Here is an 18678-nt window from a genome sequence, read left to right on the forward strand (position 1 = left end):
AGAGGTGATACACGGTGCAATATGATGACGCAATCAAAAACCGACTACGGCGAATTGAAGGGCAAATACACGGTGTTGCGAACATGATCGAACAAAACAAGAATTGTAAAGATGTCGTTACGCAATTATCGGCCGTTCGTTCCGCTGTAGACCGGGCCATTGGGTTAATCGTTGCAAACAATCTTGCGGAATGTATCCGCATGGATATGGAAAAAGGCATCATACCGGACAAAGCGATCCAGGAAGCGGTCGATTTGCTCGTGAAAAGCAGATGATACCATGGGAATTCTAAAGCATTCTTCAAATAAAAGGAATTTCTTAAATGAAATGGAACTCTCAAACATATGAGAGTTCCTTTTTGCTGCGATTCGAACATATCCATTTGTTGAATTTAGGGATTTGTCCGGAAAATTAACACGTTTATGACAAGAGATGAATGAAATGAGGCGAGTTTATTATAATGTAAAGTATTGGGGGAATGCAGAATGGATCTGAATCGTTTTACGCAAAAATCAATCGAAGCCATCCAACAAGCCGAATCAAAAGCACTGCGGCATGACAATATGGAAATTGATGCAGATCATCTCTTGTGTGCTCTGATTGAACAAGAGGAAGGACTGATTCCACGCCTTTTGCAAAAAATGCAAGTGGATGTCCAAGGGCTGCAAAAGGAGCTAGAGCGGTTGATTCAAAGCAAACCGCGAGTATCCGGTCCGGGACGGGAACCGGGTAAAATTTATATCAGTCAAAACGCAAACCAAGTGTTATTGAACGCAGAAGAAGAAGCGAAACAGATGCATGATGAATATGTTTCCGTGGAGCACTTGTTTCTTGCGTTGTTGGACACTGACAAGCATTCTGCACTGGGACGACTGTTGCAAAACTACAAAGTGAACCGCCAGGGATTCTTGCAAGCACTCACATCTGTCCGCGGCAACCAGCGGGTTACCAGCGCAACGCCGGAAATCACCTATGAAGCGCTGGAGAAGTACGGGTTTGATATGGTGGAAGCCGCGAAAAAAAATAAATTGGATCCCGTCATCGGCCGCGATGCGGAAATTCGTCACGTCATCCGAATTCTTGCCAGAAAGACCAAGAACAACCCGGTTTTGATCGGTGAACCGGGTGTCGGTAAAACGGCGATCGTCGAAGGATTGGCACAACGGATTTTGCGCGGGGATGTACCGGAAGGGCTGAAAGATAAAAAAATTTTTGCGTTGGATATGGGCGCGTTAATCGCGGGCGCCAAATTTCGCGGTGAATTTGAAGAGCGTTTAAAAGCGGTGTTGCAAGAAGTGAAAAAGAGCGAAGGAAGGATTTTATTATTTATCGATGAAATTCATACCATCGTCGGTGCCGGCAAGACAGAAGGGGCAATGGATGCCGGGAATTTGCTAAAACCGATGCTGGCCCGGGGAGAATTGCATTGCATCGGCGCAACCACATTAGATGAATATCGCAAGTACATAGAAAAAGACGCCGCATTGGAACGGCGGTTTCAGATCGTATTGGCGGACGAGCCGACTGTGGAAGATACCATTTCCATTTTGCGCGGCCTGAAGGAACGGTTTGAACTGTTTCACGGCGTCAAGATCCACGATCAAGCGTTAATTGCAGCAGCCAAACTGTCACACCGTTATATTGCCGAACGCTTCTTGCCCGATAAGGCAATCGACCTTGTGGATGAAGCGTGTGCCATGATCCGGACAGAAATCGATTCCATGCCGGCCGAGGTTGATGAGATATCCCGCCGTGTCATGCAGTTGGAAATTGAAGAAGCCGCATTAAAAAAAGAACAGGATGCGGTCAGCCAGGAGCGTCTGCTGCTGTTGCAAAAAGAGCTGACAGAGCTCAGAGAGCAATTGATAACGTTAAAAGCCCAATGGGACAACGAGAAACAGGCATTGCACAAGATCCAGACACTGCGCGAACAATGGGAAACGCTCCAACAGCAAATTGAACAAGCAGAACGATCCTATGATCTGGAGAAAGCGGCCGAATTAAAATATGGGAGACTCCCGCAACTGGAAAAACAGATCAAGGAAGAGGAAAGAAAACAATCACAGACGCAGAATGAGTTTATGTTGCTTCGGCAAGAAGTTACGGATGACGAAATTGCACGCATCATCTCCAAATGGACGGGGATTCCTTTGACCAAATTATTGGAAAGCGATCGTGAGAAACTGTTAAAATTGGAGCAAACATTACATGAACGAGTGATCGGTCAGGACGAAGCGGTAAAACGTGTCGCAGAAGCGATCTTGCGCGCGCGTGCAGGCATCAACGACCCTCGTCGCCCGATCGGTTCCTTTATCTTTTTGGGGCCGACCGGCGTAGGGAAGACGGAGCTCGCCAAAACACTTGCCGTCACGTTGTTTGATTCGGAAGAGCAATTGGTCCGCATCGATATGAGTGAATATATGGAGAAACACAGTGTATCCCGTCTGATCGGTGCGCCTCCTGGCTACATCGGGTTTGAAGAAGGCGGGCAATTGACGGAAGCCGTACGCCGCAAACCGTATTCCGTTGTACTGTTTGATGAAATCGAAAAGGCTCATGCGGACGTTTTTCACGTGCTCTTGCAAGTGCTGGACGACGGGAGAATTACAGATTCAAAAGGCCGAACGGTGGATTTTAAAAATACGGTGCTCATCCTGACATCCAATATCGGATCACATGAGTTGTTGGAAGGAATGAATGAATCCGGCGACATCAGGCAAGAGGCAACAGATCGCGTGATGCGGGAATTGCGGCTCCATTTTCGCCCGGAATTTTTAAACCGGATCGACGATATCATCGTATTTAAACCTTTGACGCAAAACGAAGTGATCCATATTATCGATGCATTGCTTGCAGATCTGCAAAATCGGCTGCGGGATCGCAAACTGCATCTCCAATTGACGGAGCGGGCCAAGCAATTCATGGCGAAAGTAGCATATGATCCGGTGTACGGCGCCCGTCCCCTGCGCAGATTTTTGCAGCGCCATGTGGAAACGCTGCTCGCAAAGGCGATCATAGCCGGTACGTTTGCTGATGGATCGAATATTACGATTGATGAAAAAAATGGACAATTGCAGATCGAGCCAGTACAGGCTTGAAAAGCAAACAATTCTGCCGATTTATGGTATGATTTTGTTGGGTGTTTCCCACTGGAAAAGAGGAGGAATGAGAAAATGAGTCAAACAAATGGTTTAAAACAGTTGGTTCATGCGAGAAAAAGTCTGCTGCGCATGGTGCAGTCCATTCCCGAGGATGTCATCGACATCCAGCCAGCCGGTTTTAATAACACAATACGCTGGAACGTCGGGCATATTTTAGTGGTAGCCGAATATTATGTACTGGGAAAAACAGGCCATGAAGCACAACTTCCCAAGGAGTACGTTACGTTTTTCGGCAATGGCACCAAACCGTCCGATTGGACAGGCGAGCCGCCATCCTTTGCGACGTTGATCCAACAGTTGGAAGACCAGTTGTCCCGCATCCAAACCGCTTTAAGCGGACGTTTGGACGAAGCGCTTGCCAATCCGGTTCCGTTAGGCTCAACTGGCCTCCAATTTGAGACATATGGAGAAGTATTGAATCTCGGAATTTATCATGAAGGAAACCATACGGGGTTTATTAATGCGCTACGGCGTGTTGTCAGTGCGACAAAATAATAGTTCCCGTTTCATCATGGGAGTATTCTTGGCGGCCGGAAACAGCAACCGCATGGGGACATCGAAATTGGCATTACCTTTCTGCGAGAAAACGGTCGGCAGTCTGTCGTTATCCAAATATCTTGCATCCCAATTGCAAAAGATCGCAGTTGTAACGCAAACAACAGATACGCTGCAGTGGATGGATGAAGATTGTTTTGCCGTTCCCGTTCGAAACAAATGGATGCAAGTTTGTTGTCAAGATGCAAAAAAAGGAATGAGCCATTCCTTGCGCTGCGGTGTTTTAGCGGCACAAGCGGCTGGCGCTGAAGGGATTGTGATTGGACTTGCAGATCAACCGTTCGTTACGACTTCACACATCAATCGCTTGTGTGAAGTCTTTGAGCAAAAACGGGCAGCAAAAGAATGTTTGCAGTTCGTTTGTTTCACCAATCGCAATCTTGCGTATCCGCCCGTTTTGTTCGCAGCAAGCCTGTTTCCGGAATTGTTGCAATTGAAAGGGGATCAAGGAGCTGGAAGGATGGTACAAACCGGATTCTACAATGGGATGCGAATCGAAGATGAAGGTTCCGACTGGTATATCGATGTGGATACTCCGGAAGATTATCAAACATGTCTAAACATTGCAAACAAACGGTAGTTATGCAAATATAAGCATGGAGAAAAAGGATTTGGACATGGATTCCAAATCCTTTTTTCTTTAGGCATTCACCCAATATTCCATTTGTGCGTATACTACAGCGTTACAAAAGAAAACGTCTGTCGCACGAAAATTTATGATGAAAATTTATGAATTTGGGTGGGTTGAATGGGACGATTGGAGCGTTACTTTAAACCCTTTCGCAATCAAACGATCGGATATCACCATACATTCGTATCGCCAAACGGAAAGAAACGCATGATTTACGCGGATTGGACGGCGAGCGGGCGATTATATTTGCCAATCGAAGAACGAATCAGTCAAGTTTTCGGCCCTCTGGTGGGAAATACACATTCGGAGGCAAGCCTCACCGGGGCGGCCATGACAAACGCCTACCATGAAGCGCTGCAAATCATCAAACATCATGTTCATGCAAATGATCATGATGTGATTTTGAATGCGGGGAATGGCACCACTGCCGTAATCAATAAAATGCAAAGAATATTAGGTTTGCGAGTCCATGAGAAGTTTCTGGGACAAGTACGATTGCAAGAAAAGCCCATTGTATTCCTTACACACATGGAACATCATTCCAACCATATTTCTTGGGAGGAAACAATTGCCGATGTGGAAATTATCCAGCCGACACCCAACGGTCTGGTCGATCTGAAGCATTTTCAATACTTGTTGGAAAAATACAAAAACCGAACCGTTAAGATCGGGTCTTTTACCGCCTGCTCCAATGTAACCGGAATACAGACACCCTATCATACAATGGCGAAAATGCTGCATGAGCATGGAGGCATTTGTTTTGTTGATTTTGCTGCAAGCGCTCCATATGTAAAAATCGATATGCACCCAGCGTCTCCATTGGAAAAATTGGATGGCATTTTCTTTTCTCCTCATAAATTTTTAGGTGGTCCGGGGACATCCGGCGTCATGGTATTTGATTCTTCATTGTATAAAAATACAATCCCGGATCAACCGGGCGGCGGAACGGTTGAATTCACAGATCCGTGGGGAGGAAAGTTGTATGCCTCCGCTATCGAAATGCGGGAAGACGGAGGGACTCCTGGTTTCCTGCAAGTCATTCGCACAGCTCTTTGTATTCGCTTGAAAGAAGCGATGGGCATCGAAAACATAGAGAAGCGGGAAAAAGAATTATTGCATCTTTTAATAAAAGGCATGCGGGAGATACCAGGGATCACGGTCCTTGGCGGCCATCTGGAAGACAGGCATGGCATCGTGTCGTTTCAAGCAAAAGATATCCACTACAATTTGTTTGCGAAGCTTTTAAATGATCGATTTGGCATTCAAGTTCGCGGCGGTTGTGCTTGTGCGGGACCCTATGGCCATTATCTGCTGCGCTTATCACGGCTACAATCCAAACAAATAAAAGCTGCGATTGCAGCCGGGGACTTATCGACAAAACCGGGATGGGTGCGAATATCCTTGCATCCAATTATGACAGATAAAGATGTGCAGACGATTGTTGAAGGAATTGCAGAAACGGTCAAAAACGGAAACAAGTGGAAGGAAGAGTATAGGTATTCTGCCAAGACGAATGAATTTACGTATGTCCGACAACAGACGAATCAGCCTATGATTGAGAAAATGTTTCGGCTTTAACGTCTTCTTGCATTCTTTTCAGAAATATATAAAAACCTTTCGAAAATGAAGAAAAACAGGGATATAGGCAGTATATCCATGTCTAATTCCTGAAATTGAACACTATTCTCAACAGAATAAAAGCATTTGCAAGCATTTGCAGCATGAAATTTTATGAGGACTTACGGTATAATATAAACAATCGGTCAAAATAGGAGCGATCTTTCATGGCTCGACGAGTAGCCACAGATTACAAACACATTCGGTTGGAACTAAGTCCTCAAGCATTGCAAACGTTTATGAATTTATTTGAAGGCCATCATGCTGTAACACAAGTTTTCGTATATGAAAACGGCGATACAGAATTGATCCTGCATGATCACGAAAAACAAATTCCTCTCGTATTCCATCCAAACGGTTCGCATTATTTGTTCGAAGGATCCTTTTGTATTGAAGATTTACAACTGGCGAATACGGTGCGCAAAGCGATTCATTCCTTCAAAGGTGAGGCGATTGTTCAGCGTATTTATCCGACAAATGCGATCGAGTATCATTATGATGGCGGCGAAGTAATCAAAATTCAGGAGTTAAAAGGGAATACGGCGCGGGTGATTTACGAGTACAAAAATCCTGTGCGGCAATTTCAACAATTGTATTCCGAGTCTTGGATTGAGTGTCAAGCGGAATGGATTCAATTGCAAATCGATTTGCTTTTGGATCAGCGGTCAAAACGGGTGCGAGTGGAAGAAATCGACGAGAAACTTAAAGTATTGGCACATGAATTATTCCTATTAGAGGGCTGATTGAATCAAAATATGATTTGCTATATGGAGTGAGGACATTGTCTTCACTCCTTTATTTTTTGTTAGCAATAAATTACATCTTTCGATCGTAAAAAAAAACTATTGTCCAAATTCGAAATTCATGTTAATTTATTGTTCGTATGAGTTTTCTAGGAACCAGGATTCACTCATGGAACATCTCCTCCGGTTAGTGAATGGCGTAGGTCCTATTCTCTTTTTCGACATATCAACAATACCTATACCTTCCCTAAGAGAGGAGAATTCAGAGATGGAATACTCGACATTCGGAAGACATGTTGCAATTGATACTTGGGGCGTAGATTTTGAATTGTTAAATGATGCACAATGGCTGCAGCACCAGATGATTGAAGCTGCCGAAGCTTGCGGAGCGACTGTCATGTCTGTACAGGCCAAGCAATTTGAACCACAAGGAGCAACTGTACTCGTATTATTATCGGAAAGTCATCTCTCCATTCACACATATCCTGAGCGAGGTTTTGCCGCTTTGGATTGTTATACATGCGGAGAAACGGTTGATCCTGATGTTGCGATTCAGTATATGGTTCAATCTTTAAAACCGAGGAAAATTTATGCGCACAAACTGATTCGAGGAACTGGTGAATTCGAAGTTGTCAAACCAAATTTGACTCACGAAGAACAAGTGATTGAACAACCGGAATTAATTGCAAAGTAATTTCGATAGAATTCTATAAACCAAGCACTAAACCAAGCACCTGACCGGGTACTTGGTTTTTTATTTGTTTGGCAATTTTTTTCAATACTGTAAATTTCTGAAGTTTCGGTCAATACGGAATATTCGATTGATATGATACATATGCACAGACAGTCGTTTTCGTTTATAAATTTAAAAGTGTAACCGGAACTGTACAGATTTAATCGGATCGGCATTGACATCTTGTATGAAACTACATATAGTATTTTTATACCCATATAGGTATATGAACGTTGAAAGAAAAGCATTTCAGTGATGCGATGTTGGATGTCAAAACGAGATTGATGGAGGGAAAAACATGATTCAAATAACAGATGAAGCAATGCAGCATCTGAAATCCATTCTCGCGTCTTCCGATCAAACCATGGTTCGACTTTATCTGGCAGGAGTTGGCTGAGGCGGTCCCAATTATGGAATGACTCTGGAAGAGTCAGCAGATGAGCATGATGAACGTATCGTGCAAGACGGCATACAATTTGTTTATAATTCCGGTATATCATCATACATGGATGGCATAACAATTGACTACACACGTTCCTGGCTAGGAAAGGGATTCAGCATCTACCGTAAAGGGATGTCTGCATGTTAATATTCGACCATCATTCGATGGTCTTTTTTTTAGGGGGGAATCTATTTTTCGAAATTCGAAAAATATGTTAATGTAAGTATTGGTGATTTCAAATGAAAACGACTGAACTGTGGAAACGAAATTTGGTCATATTGTGGTTTGGCAATTTTTTTGTGCTTGCGGGAATGAATTTAATTATTCCGTTTTTACCTTTGTATATTCAGGAATTAGGTGTGAAAGACATTCACCATGTAGAATTGTGGGCCGGTGTGATATTCGCGGGCGCACCGCTTTTATCAGCCACATTTTCACCTTTGTGGGGGAAATTGTCGGACCGCTACGGCCGTAAGATCATGCTGATCCGATCCGGTATAGGCATGGGAATTGTCATGATTTTGATGGGATTTGCAAAATCTCCTTTGCAATTGTTGCTGCTTCGTCTGATGATGGGAACGATTTCCGGATTTATACCTACTTCGACCGCTCTGCAAGCGACGGAAACGCCAAAAGAACACGCAGGGAGAGCGCTGGGGATTCTGCAGACGGGAAATGTTACAGGTTCTTTGATCGGGCCGCTTTTGGGTGGTGTTTTGGCGGAATGGATCGGGATTCGCAACGTCTTTTATTTGACGGGAACCGCTTTGCTGCTTGCGGCAATTATCGTCATACTGGGTGTGCATGAAAGCAAGACGTATGAAAGGTTTTCTTTCAGAAGACGTGTCCACCGGAATTTGGATCGCAAACGGGATTCCAAAGAAAGCAAATCTGACGCCAATCCGCCTGTTACGGACAAGCAAAGAGGGATTCGTTCGATCGTCAAAGAGTACCCTATCTTATTGGCGCTTTTTTTATCTTCCTTTTTGATTATGGCAGGCATGCAGAGTATTGAACCGATTATTACCGTGTATATCCAATCCTTGCATGTACAAAGCCACATTGCAGTCGTTGGCGGACTGGTTTTTGCAGCAAGCGGTATTGGAACGATTCTGGCCGCACCGATCCTTGGCAGACTTGGTGATCGTTATGGCAATCAGCGGATTTTAATGGCTGCTCTGCTGATAATGGCTGTGTTGTATATTCCTCAGGCATTTGTGCGAACGCCTTGGGAACTGATGGCATTGCGGTTGCTGATGGGATTGTGTATTGGGGGGTTGTTGCCGTCCATTAACGCCATGATTCGTAAAGTGACACCGAACGCCTCGCAAGGCGTGGTCTATGGATTTAATGCTGCAGCAGTTGGCTTTGGCAGCGTGGGAGGACCGTTATTTGGCGGATTTATCGCTTCACATATAGGGATTTCCTATATCTTCTTCTTTACGTCAGCATTCTTTTTATTTAATTTCCTTTGGATTGTCTATCATGTCAAAACAAATGCGAAAAGTCAGGCAATATGATAAAAGGATTAGAGAAACCGGAACAATCAACGAAATGGGGGGAAGCGTAAATGGTAACGTTAAGTGTATTGGATCAATCGCCGGTGGCTGCCGGGAAAACACCAAACGAAGCATTCGCTGACACTGCCCGGCTTGCGATGGAAGTTGAAACATTGGGTTACAAACGTTTTTGGGTGTCGGAACATCATAATACGTTAAGCCTGGCAGGATCAAGTCCGGAAATTTTGATCAGTCATCTTGCCGCTCGAACGAAACATTTGCGAATAGGTTCCGGCGGCGTCATGCTGCCACATTATAGTTCGTACAAAGTGGCTGAAAACTTTCGCGTACTGGAAGCATTATATCCAGAGCGGATTGATTTGGGCTTGGGCAGGGCGCCAGGCGGCCATCCGATTGCTACGTGGGCATTACAGGACGGAAAGAATATTTCTTTTGAACACTATCCGGTTCAAATCGATGAACTGATCGGGTATCTCTATGATACGCTGCCTGTTGGTCATCGCTTTAAAAATCTTAAGGCAACTCCGATTCCCAGCACAGTTCCAGACATGTGGCTGCTGGGATCAAGCGGAGAAAGTGCCGGATTGGCCGCTGAACGGGGCGCAGGTTTTGCATTTGCCCAATTCATTAATGGGGACGGTGGAGCGGATGTTGTCAGAGACTATCAAACCCGCTTTCAAGCGACTGTTGTAGGCAATAAACCACGGTCGATCGCAGCGATTTTTGCCATTTGCGCAGACACGGATGGGGAAGCGGAACGATTGGCTGCCAGTTTGGATCTTATACTTCTTCTGCATGAACAAGGGAAGCGGCCTGACGCAGTTCCATCCGTTCAGGAAGCATTGGAATTCCCCTATACTGCGTTTGACCGGAAACGAATCTTGGAAAATCGAAAACGCATGATTGTGGGATCTCCAACGTCTGTCAAACAGCAAATTCTCTCCATGGCCAAAGAGTATAATACGGATGAATGGATGATTGTCACCACAACACATGACTTTGCTGCAAAACTTCATTCCTATCGTTTGCTGGCGGAAGCTTTTCAATTGCCAATATCGTAATATATGGGCGGAGGCACAATGACACGACGTTTACGAATGTATCTGGAGTTTTCGCGGAAATCCTTTCAACGATCTGCCGTGTACCGGTTTGATGCGTGGACGCGGCTATTTGCCAACATCATCTTTCTCTTCATGTGGGGATTCATTTGGTACGGTCTTTATGCAGGCAAACTCACGACTTCCGGAACTTCTTTTCATACGATGTTAAGCTATATTCTGATCAGCCAGGCACTGTCCGGGCTGCATGGCGCTGCTACACCCCTGTGGGAGATTCAGGAGCGGGTGCGAACCGGCGATATCGCGATGGAAATCGTCCGGCCCTTCGATTATCCGTTGAAAGTATTGTTTTCAGACTTTGGCAGCATGTTCTTTTATTTTCTTGTCGCGATTTTGCCGCTGTATGCGAGTCTAGGTTTTTTCTTTCATCCGGTCATGCCGCATACGGCATCGGGATGGCTTTTATTCCTGTTATCCGCTTTTTTGGGTTATCTGATTCGCTATAGCATAGAGTTGACATTTGGCCTATTTACCTTCTGGCTTGTCGAAACAGGCGGCGTGGAAGATATTTTCTATTTTTCCGTATCACTTCTGTCCGGCACCACAGTGCCGCTTTGGTTTTTTCCTCATTGGCTGCGAGTATTGGCGGAATGGCTGCCGTTTCAAGGCATTTTCTTCGTACCTGATTCGATTTTTGTGGGATTGCTTTCCCGGCAACAGGCGTTCCAACAAATTTTGCTGCAAATCCTATGGATTTGCATCACATATGGCATCTTGCGCTTCGTTTGGCGAAGGGCTGTAACAAAAGTCGTTGTACAGGGAGGGTAGGAGAGCGGATGGCAGCAAGGATGAGCAGGAATATCCGATTGTACGGTACGATGATACAAGCGAGTATCCGGGCACAATTTCAGTATCGATACGCATTTTTTATGAACATTCTCGGGTGGGCGATGAGTTATGCAGGAACCGCCATCACCATGTGGACGGTGTTGTACCGATTTCAAGAGTTGCACGGCTGGACGTTTTGGCAGCTTTTATTTTTATTTGCATTATCTGTCTTGTCATGGGGCGTTTGCGTAATTTTTTTCTTTCATTTTCGCAGCATGGATCAATATATTCTCAATGGCACATTTGACCGGTTTCTCATTCGCCCCATCCATCCGTTTTTTCATTTTATGGCGATGAAATTTGATGTGGGAGCATTTGGACAATTGCTGTTCAGTATCATTGCACTTTGTCTCGCTGCTTCCCATTTGCACTTGCAATGGCAGCTCCTGGATGTATTTGTATTGATCGGGGCGATCCTTGGCGGCACATGCATTCAAGGCGGACTGATCATTCTCATATCGGCAGCCGCATTTTGGACGACGCGTTCCGAACGGCTGTACTGGGTCATTATGTTTCCAGCCAAAAGCATGATGAATTATCCGTTATCGATTTATCCGCGATTGCTGCAATGGCTTGTTACCTATCTCATTCCTTTTGCATTTGTCAATTATTTTCCGGCCATCGTGCTGCTGGGAAAAGCCAAGAGCCGGAGTGTTCAGGTATTCGGAGAAATCAGTCCGGTGATCGGGCTCGTGTTTTTCTATATATGTTACCGCATTTGGATGGCGGGTTTGAATCGTTACAAAAGCGCCGGTTCGTAAATGAAGGGGAATGGGCAGTGTTGGAATTGATGAAGAGTGGGGGATTGGCAATTGTGAACGTAATCGAAGTACAGCATCTCTCCAAACAGTTTTCGATCGCCAAACGGCAAGCGGGGATGTGGGGCGCTTTTCAAAGCTTGTTTCACAGGGAATATATCGTGAAAACAGCCGTTGAAGATGTTTCATTCGCGATCGGCGCCGGAGAGATGGTCGGATATATTGGTCCAAATGGCGCCGGGAAATCCACGACGATTAAAATGCTGACAGGCATTCTCGTCCCGACGGCAGGGGACATTCGCGTCAACGGGATTGTGCCTTACCAAGAACGGCAAAAAAACGCCCTGCAAATCGGCGTGGTGTTTGGACAAAGAAGCCAGTTGTGGTGGGATCTGCCGACGATTGAATCCTTTGAACTATTAAAGCAAGTGTACCAAATTTCCGATTCCCGCTACCGTATCAATATGCAGACATTCACAGAGGTACTTGGATTGGATGAATTTTTCCAGACGCCGGTTCGGCAGCTTTCGTTGGGACAGCGCATGCGGGCGGATATTGCTGCAGCGCTTTTGCATGATCCAAAGATCCTGTTTCTCGACGAACCGACAATTGGGCTCGATGTTGTCGCAAAAGAGAAAATGCGAACGTTTATTCAAGAGATGAATCTGGAACGCAATGTTACCGTCATTTTGACGACACATGATATGGCAGACATTGAAAAGTTGTGCAGCCGCATGATACTCATTGATAAAGGCCATGTCATGTATGATGGGCCGTTATCCACCATTAAGGATATGTATGGAACCTATCGCGTCTTGATCGTCGATGTTGGTCAGGATGCTTCGTTTCAAATCGAGGAAGCGGAACTCATACGGGAAGAAGGAACGCGGAAATGGTTTCGTTTTGACCGCAACCGGATCCGTGCTTCTCAGTTGATTCAAAGAATCTCGGACCAGTACGAAATTCATGATTTGACCATCGAGGAACCGGATATTGACACGATTATTCGGCAAATTTATCAGGAAGGAATCGAAAACCCGCAAGGGGTCGCGCACAAACAGGGATGACACCAGGAGGGACGCATCCTGGTGCCAGCTTTTCTTATTACCACATGAATCCTCTGCCGTAACCACCGTATCCGCCATAGGGAGCGACAGATCCCCCGTATACGCCCGGTCTTCCATATCCGTTCCAACCGCCGGCGCCAAAGCCCCAAAAACCGGCAATTAAAGCAAATGCAATCAGAAACCAGACGGGCCACCATGTTTGTGTTGCTTCCGTGCCATCCGATTCTCCCAAGATTGCTTGTTGGATGTTCCCGTTGCTGTGCGCGGTTCCGGCTGCGAACTGATTTCCATTTGCGGGACGCAATACAATTCCTTCGTTTGTAATCGAATGTAGGACTCCTTGGTGAACGGTTCCGTTTTTTAAGCGCACCATGACTTGCTTGCCGACATAACCATTGCAAAAACTGCGAAATCCACTGTCCTGCACAAATATTCTCCTTTCCATTTTCAAAACATGTATGACGAGAGAAAACAATCGATCCGGTTATGCGGACAACCGGATCGACTGATTTCTATTTCGAATGTGGTGTATCGAACGGATGCTATACTTTATGAAATGACCCGTTCATTTGGGACGGCATCTGTCTATTTCGCCAGATTTGTGTTTTCAAAACTATGGGACACTGCTTTCGCATCTTTCCATTTCGCTATCCAATTATGGTACAAACTCCCTATGCTCAACCGGAGGTTTTTCCATTTGTTCAACCGTATCAGAAAGATCTTTTTTATATCCGGATGGATTAAGAACAAAAAAGCGATGACGCTGACACCCATTAAAACGACTCCAAAAATCCCCATCCAAGTATACATTTCCATTTTCATTTCCCCTACACCTCTCTATTTGGAATTTGTAAACGATGCTTTCAGAATCCTCTGAAATGTATTGAAACAACTCTTAAATGTAAATCGTTATGCGGTTCATTTCGTATCGGATCGATGATGATTCATTCCTGTTACTATAATTTTAAAAACTGCAAGGGTTTTTGGGATGGACTATTTGAATTATTTTTGACTAGTTCATTTGAACTATTTACAAGAGTAAAATGATTATGATTTCAAAAAAATGGTAGTTGGCGAACGCTTGGTTGTGTTAGAATTTTTCTCATAAGGAAAAAAAGCGATACTTGATCGGAATGATCGAAGCTACCATTGCAAACATGCTAGAATAATAGAATAAGCGGGCAGGAAAGGACGGACAGCATGAAAATCTTTCACACGGCTGATTGGCACTTAGGCAAGCTGGTTCAAGGTTTTGCCATGACAGAAGATCAGCGTTATGTACTCGATCAGTTTCTTGATGCAGTCAAGTCTGAGCGACCGGACGCAGTGATCATAGCAGGGGACTTGTATGATCGAGCGGTGCCTCCGAATGAGGCAGTGGGATTGTTGGACGATGTATTGACCCGATTGATCGTTGATATGAAAACACCGGTGCTCATGATTGCAGGCAATCACGATAGTCCGGAACGGATCCATTTTGCGAATTCGATTTTAAAAGATCAAGGACTCTACATCCAAGGCAAATTGCAAAAAGAAATGCAGCCAGCCATTTTGTACGATGCACATGGACCGGTGCATTTCTATCTCGTCCCATATGCAGAGCCTGGCCAAGTCCGAACACTGCTGGAAGATGAGACGATACGCACACATAATGACGCCATGCAGGCGATTATAAAAATGCTGGAGCCGTATATGGATCCGTTGGCACGCCATGTGTTCATAGGACATGCATTTGTCACACCGTCAGGCGAAGCAGGAGAATACCAGTGCGATTCCGAGCGTCCCCTTGCGATCGGAGGGGCGGAGTATATACAAGCCAGCCATTTTCAAAATTTTCATTACGTGGCGCTCGGACATTTGCATCAAGCACATCATGTGGGAAATGAGCGCATCCGTTATGCCGGCTCTCCCTTGAAATATTCGATTTCTGAGGAATATCATGACAAGGGCTTCTACAGTGTTGAATTGGCTGCCGACGGGAATGTGCAAGTGGACAAGCGATCGCTTGTGCCGCGCCGTGATGTGCGCAGTGTTGCAGGTTTGTTGGATGATATCAAGCAACATGACAGGTGTGAAGACTATGTATTCGTCACGCTGCTTGATTCACATGCGGTTTTGTTCCCCATGGAGCATGTCCGCACTGTCTATCCAAATGCCATGCATGTGACGCGCAAGCAATCAACCGCCGTTCTGACAGATCCGGGAACGCAAACGCTGGAACGCCATAAAATGGACAGCATGTCATTGTTTCAAGCATTTTATAAAGAAGTGAAGGGCACGGAACTTCCCCATGAAATGGAAACGTTGTTTCAGGAAGTGTTGGAAGATGTGCTCAGAAGGGAGAAAGGGGACGTATGAAACCGATCCGTTTGGCAATGACCGCATTCGGGCCATATAAAGATACGCAAGTGATCGATTTTCGGGATATCGAACCCTATCAATTATTTGCCATTTCGGGAAAAACTGGAGCCGGGAAAACAACCATTTTTGACGGCATTTGCTACGCCTTATACGGAGAAGCGAATGGAGAGGATCGCAAGGATGCGAAACTTTTGCGCAGCCATTTCGCGGATGATCAAATCCATACGGCGGTCGAGCTGATATTTGCATTGCAGGGGAAAACGTATAAGATTTTCCGGCAAATGCCTCATACAAAAAACGGCAATAAAAATCCAAGCGGGCAAAAAATCGAGTTTTATGAACAGACAGGTGGTCTGGAGGTTCCCTGCGTCGATCGCTTTCATGTCACGGATGTCAATCAAAAAGTGATCGATCTGATCGGTCTTTCAAAGGATCAATTCACGCAGATTGTCATGCTTCCACAGGGAGAATTCCGCAAATTGCTGACATCCGATACGGTGAACAAAGAAGAAATATTGCGCAGGATTTTTAAAACCGAATCGTTTCAATGGATGCGCCAACTGCTGGATGAACGCAGAAAAGAAGCGCAAACAAAGCTTGAGCAACTGCAGATAAAACTGGATACGCTGATGCAAACGATTGCAACGGCGCTGCCTGAGCGCTCCAATTCCCTTTTGTCCCAAATACTGTCGCAAGCAAATAAAAATGCCTATCAAATCCTTGCCGGTTTGCAAGGGGAATTGCAAGAGTATGAAGATCGGATCAAGGAGTGGGAGCAGAAAAAAGATCAGACGTTCCGGTCGTATAAAGAAAAAGAGGCCGAGTATCATCGTGCCAAAGCATACAATGACCGCTTTGTCGAATTGGATGCCAAACAACAGCAAAAGTCAGCACTGGAACAAAAACTTCCGGAACATCGATCCAGGGAAAAACAGCTGCAACTGGCCGAGAAAGCAGCGCGAATCGAACCGTATGAGGAGCACATGCTGGCGAGTCGATCCCTCGTTCAGGAAAAAAGGCGCCAATGGGATCAATGCAGCCGTTTGCTGCAAGAAGCCGTCGAAACACTTACGCATGCCGAAGTCCAAGCTGCAATCGAGACAAAAAAACAGCAGCAGCGAGAGCAAGTCAGCCGGGATATTCAAACGTATGAAGAGTTGCAGCCCAAACTGGCAGAGTTGCACAACAAACGGCAATCCATACAAAAACTTGCGGAACAGGAACAAAAGAGTCAAAGCGGATTGCAGCAACGGGAAGATCGCATCAAACAATGGAATCAGGAACGAATATTAATTGCCAATGAACTTTCCGATCTCGAACAACAAGCGGTACAGTTGCCAAAGCTCAGTCGGCAACACATGGAGCTGGAAGCAAAACACCAAGCAGTTGTCGAATATCTCAAGCTTCAGCAGGAATACCGACGCTATCAAAAAGAAGAGTTGACAGCACGTCAGGCGTATGAACAAGCGCTTGAACAATATCAAATATTTGAAAATCAATGGATACAAGGACAAGCAGGCATTCTGGCAGAACATCTGCAGGACGGTGCGCCTTGTCCTGTTTGCGGCAGCTTGGATCACCCTTTGAAGGCTGAAATGTCTGCAAATGTTCCAAGCAAATCCATGCTTGATAAAAAAAGGAACGAACGGGAGCAACAAACAGCGCGCTACAATGAATTAAAATCACAATGTACTGCAGCACAACTGGCACAGGAGCAAAAAGCCGATATGCTTTCCAACTTTCAAATTCCGGCAGAACATGCCAGTGAATATGTGAACGCATTGGCGGAACAACTGCAGGAAATGAATACGCAAGTGAAACATTTGGAGATACAAACCGCTGAGATCGAGACTAAACGCCAGGCGGAACGTGAATGGCAGGCAAAGCTGCAGCAATTGGAAACGGAACGGGCAGCATTGCAACGACAAGTACATGAGATTCAACTGCAACGGGTGCAAGAAAAAGCGAAATATGACAGCATCAAGGAAACGTTGCCTGTTGATATTTCTTCATTATCCGATTTACAGGGCAAGTTAAAACATATACGCGCATTACAAAAACAACTGGAGCAGCAATGGCAGTTGGCCGAAGAACAATTGCGGAACGCCAGAGAGTCGGAAATTGCCATGCGAGCCAATTTGCAGCATGCAGAACGACAGCGGCAGGAAGCATGTCAAGCAAACGAAGCAGCAACACAACGGTACCGCCTGGAACTGGCAAATGCCGGTTTTGAAACAGAGGAATCCTATCAATCTGCCAAACTGGCGCCAGTCATGCGGGAAGCGTTAAAAGAAGAAATCGATACATTTACGTCAACGTTGCTGCTTTTGACCCAAAGGGTTTATGAAATGCAAAAAGAACTCAGCGGCAAGCCTCGAACAAATGTAGAGGAGCTATTGCAAAATCTCAAACAACTGGAAACCCAATACAATACTTTGGTCAGTGAATACGAAACAGACCGCGTCCACTACAAAGATGCCACCATGTTAAAAGAGCGGATTGAACGGACTTGTCAAGACATTTCGGAACAGGAAAAAGCCTCCCAAGTCATTACTGGACTGTATGATGTCGTTCGCGGCGAAAACGAACAAAAATTATCGTTTGAACGGTATTTGCAAATTGAATTTCTGGAATTGATCATTCAAGCTGCCAATATCCGCTTGAAAAAACTCACACATGGGCAATTTTACCTGGAACGGAGCGAAAAACTGGCGGGACAAGGGAGACAAAGCGGGCTTGGTCTGGATGTATTCGATTCCTATACAGGGCAAAAGCGAGACGTAAAATCCCTGTCCGGCGGTGAAAAATTCAAAGCATCCTTAAGTTTGGCATTAGGATTGACAGATATCATTCAATCGTACAAAGGCGGAATTTCCATCGATACGATGTGGATCGATGAGGGGTTCGGATCCTTGGATGAGGAATCCTTGCATGAAGCGATTGAAGCACTTGCAGAACTGCAAAAAGCTGGCCGCATGATCGGTGTCATTTCACATGTGCAAGAGCTGAAACAAGCGTTTCCCGCCGTGCTGGAAGTGGAGAAAACAAACGATGGCCATAGTCAGGCAAGGTTTGTCATTCGCTAGATCCGATCGGACTGCGGCTGCTATGGATGTGTTTTCCTCCGATCAGTGAAAATAGCCC

Annotated in this window: 16 protein-coding genes; 14 read left to right on the plus strand and 2 right to left on the minus strand. The window is 45.3% G+C overall.

What is annotated here, in order from left to right:
- Nucleotides 1–14: 14 nt before the first annotated feature.
- The 12 genes from LSG31_RS16500 (at nucleotide 15) to LSG31_RS16555 (ending at nucleotide 13173) form a co-directional block, all read left to right on the plus strand.
- Nucleotides 15–275 carry a metal-sensitive transcriptional regulator gene (locus LSG31_RS16500; RefSeq protein WP_347436154.1) on the plus strand — a complete coding sequence of 87 codons (261 nt, stop codon included), beginning with the start codon at nucleotides 15–17 and terminating at the stop codon, nucleotides 273–275.
- Nucleotides 276–485: 210 nt separating this feature from the next.
- Nucleotides 486–3098 carry an ATP-dependent chaperone ClpB gene (clpB, locus tag LSG31_RS16505; RefSeq protein WP_347436155.1) on the plus strand — a complete coding sequence of 871 codons (2613 nt, stop codon included), beginning with the start codon at nucleotides 486–488 and terminating at the stop codon, nucleotides 3096–3098.
- Between the two features lie 75 nt (nucleotides 3099–3173).
- Nucleotides 3174–3656 (plus strand): DinB family protein, encoded by a 483-nt coding sequence (locus tag LSG31_RS16510; protein WP_347436156.1) that lies wholly within the window; start codon nucleotides 3174–3176, stop codon nucleotides 3654–3656.
- Nucleotides 3622–4296, plus strand: coding sequence for an NTP transferase domain-containing protein (locus LSG31_RS16515; protein WP_347436157.1), 675 nt, complete (start codon nucleotides 3622–3624; stop codon nucleotides 4294–4296). The genes LSG31_RS16510 and LSG31_RS16515 overlap by 35 nt, the downstream gene beginning before the upstream one ends.
- A gap of 168 nt (nucleotides 4297–4464) precedes the next feature.
- Complete coding sequence (locus tag LSG31_RS16520; RefSeq protein WP_347436158.1) at nucleotides 4465–5925, plus strand: aminotransferase class V-fold PLP-dependent enzyme; 1461 nt, start codon at nucleotides 4465–4467, stop codon at nucleotides 5923–5925.
- A 206-nt stretch (nucleotides 5926–6131) separates the two neighbouring features.
- A complete protein-coding gene (locus LSG31_RS16525) occupies nucleotides 6132–6707 on the plus strand; it encodes a non-ribosomal peptide synthetase module (RefSeq protein WP_347436159.1) in 576 nt (191 codons plus the stop codon).
- Between the two features lie 268 nt (nucleotides 6708–6975).
- On the plus strand, nucleotides 6976–7401 hold the full coding sequence (gene speD / locus LSG31_RS16530; protein ID WP_347436160.1) for an adenosylmethionine decarboxylase: 426 nt from the start codon (nucleotides 6976–6978) through the stop codon (nucleotides 7399–7401).
- Between the two features lie 720 nt (nucleotides 7402–8121).
- Nucleotides 8122–9402: an MFS transporter gene (locus LSG31_RS16535; RefSeq protein WP_347436161.1), complete on the plus strand. Its 1281-nt coding sequence runs from the start codon at nucleotides 8122–8124 to the stop codon at nucleotides 9400–9402.
- A 50-nt stretch (nucleotides 9403–9452) separates the two neighbouring features.
- Nucleotides 9453–10463 carry an LLM class flavin-dependent oxidoreductase gene (locus LSG31_RS16540; protein ID WP_347436162.1) on the plus strand — a complete coding sequence of 337 codons (1011 nt, stop codon included), beginning with the start codon at nucleotides 9453–9455 and terminating at the stop codon, nucleotides 10461–10463.
- A gap of 18 nt (nucleotides 10464–10481) precedes the next feature.
- Complete coding sequence (locus tag LSG31_RS16545; RefSeq protein WP_347436163.1) at nucleotides 10482–11288, plus strand: ABC transporter permease; 807 nt, start codon at nucleotides 10482–10484, stop codon at nucleotides 11286–11288.
- A gap of 8 nt (nucleotides 11289–11296) precedes the next feature.
- A complete protein-coding gene (locus LSG31_RS16550) occupies nucleotides 11297–12109 on the plus strand; it encodes an ABC transporter permease (protein ID WP_347436164.1) in 813 nt (270 codons plus the stop codon).
- Between the two features lie 53 nt (nucleotides 12110–12162).
- Nucleotides 12163–13173: an ABC transporter ATP-binding protein gene (locus LSG31_RS16555; protein ID WP_347439541.1), complete on the plus strand. Its 1011-nt coding sequence runs from the start codon at nucleotides 12163–12165 to the stop codon at nucleotides 13171–13173.
- Nucleotides 13174–13210: 37 nt separating this feature from the next.
- On the opposite strand, the gene LSG31_RS16560 is transcribed toward LSG31_RS16555, so the two are convergent.
- Nucleotides 13211–13600, minus strand: coding sequence for an LSm family protein (locus LSG31_RS16560; protein ID WP_347436165.1), 390 nt, complete (start codon nucleotides 13598–13600; stop codon nucleotides 13211–13213).
- Nucleotides 13601–13758: 158 nt separating this feature from the next.
- On the minus strand, nucleotides 13759–13989 hold the full coding sequence (locus LSG31_RS16565) for a hypothetical protein (protein WP_347436166.1): 231 nt from the start codon (nucleotides 13987–13989) through the stop codon (nucleotides 13759–13761).
- Between the two features lie 384 nt (nucleotides 13990–14373).
- Here LSG31_RS16565 and LSG31_RS16570 point away from each other — a divergent pair, with 384 nt between their 5' ends.
- Both LSG31_RS16570 and LSG31_RS16575 read left to right on the plus strand, forming a co-directional pair.
- Nucleotides 14374–15531, plus strand: coding sequence for an exonuclease SbcCD subunit D (locus LSG31_RS16570; protein ID WP_347436167.1), 1158 nt, complete (start codon nucleotides 14374–14376; stop codon nucleotides 15529–15531).
- The gene (locus LSG31_RS16575) at nucleotides 15528–18620 is read left to right on the plus strand and encodes an AAA family ATPase (protein ID WP_347436168.1); all 3093 of its coding nucleotides are present in this window, start codon (nucleotides 15528–15530) and stop codon (nucleotides 18618–18620) included. The genes LSG31_RS16570 and LSG31_RS16575 overlap by 4 nt, the downstream gene beginning before the upstream one ends.
- The last annotated feature ends 58 nt before the right edge of the window (nucleotides 18621–18678 follow it).

This window comes from Fodinisporobacter ferrooxydans, from assembly GCF_022818495.1.
GTDB classification, from domain to species: domain Bacteria; phylum Bacillota; class Bacilli; order Tumebacillales; family MYW30-H2; genus Fodinisporobacter; species Fodinisporobacter ferrooxydans.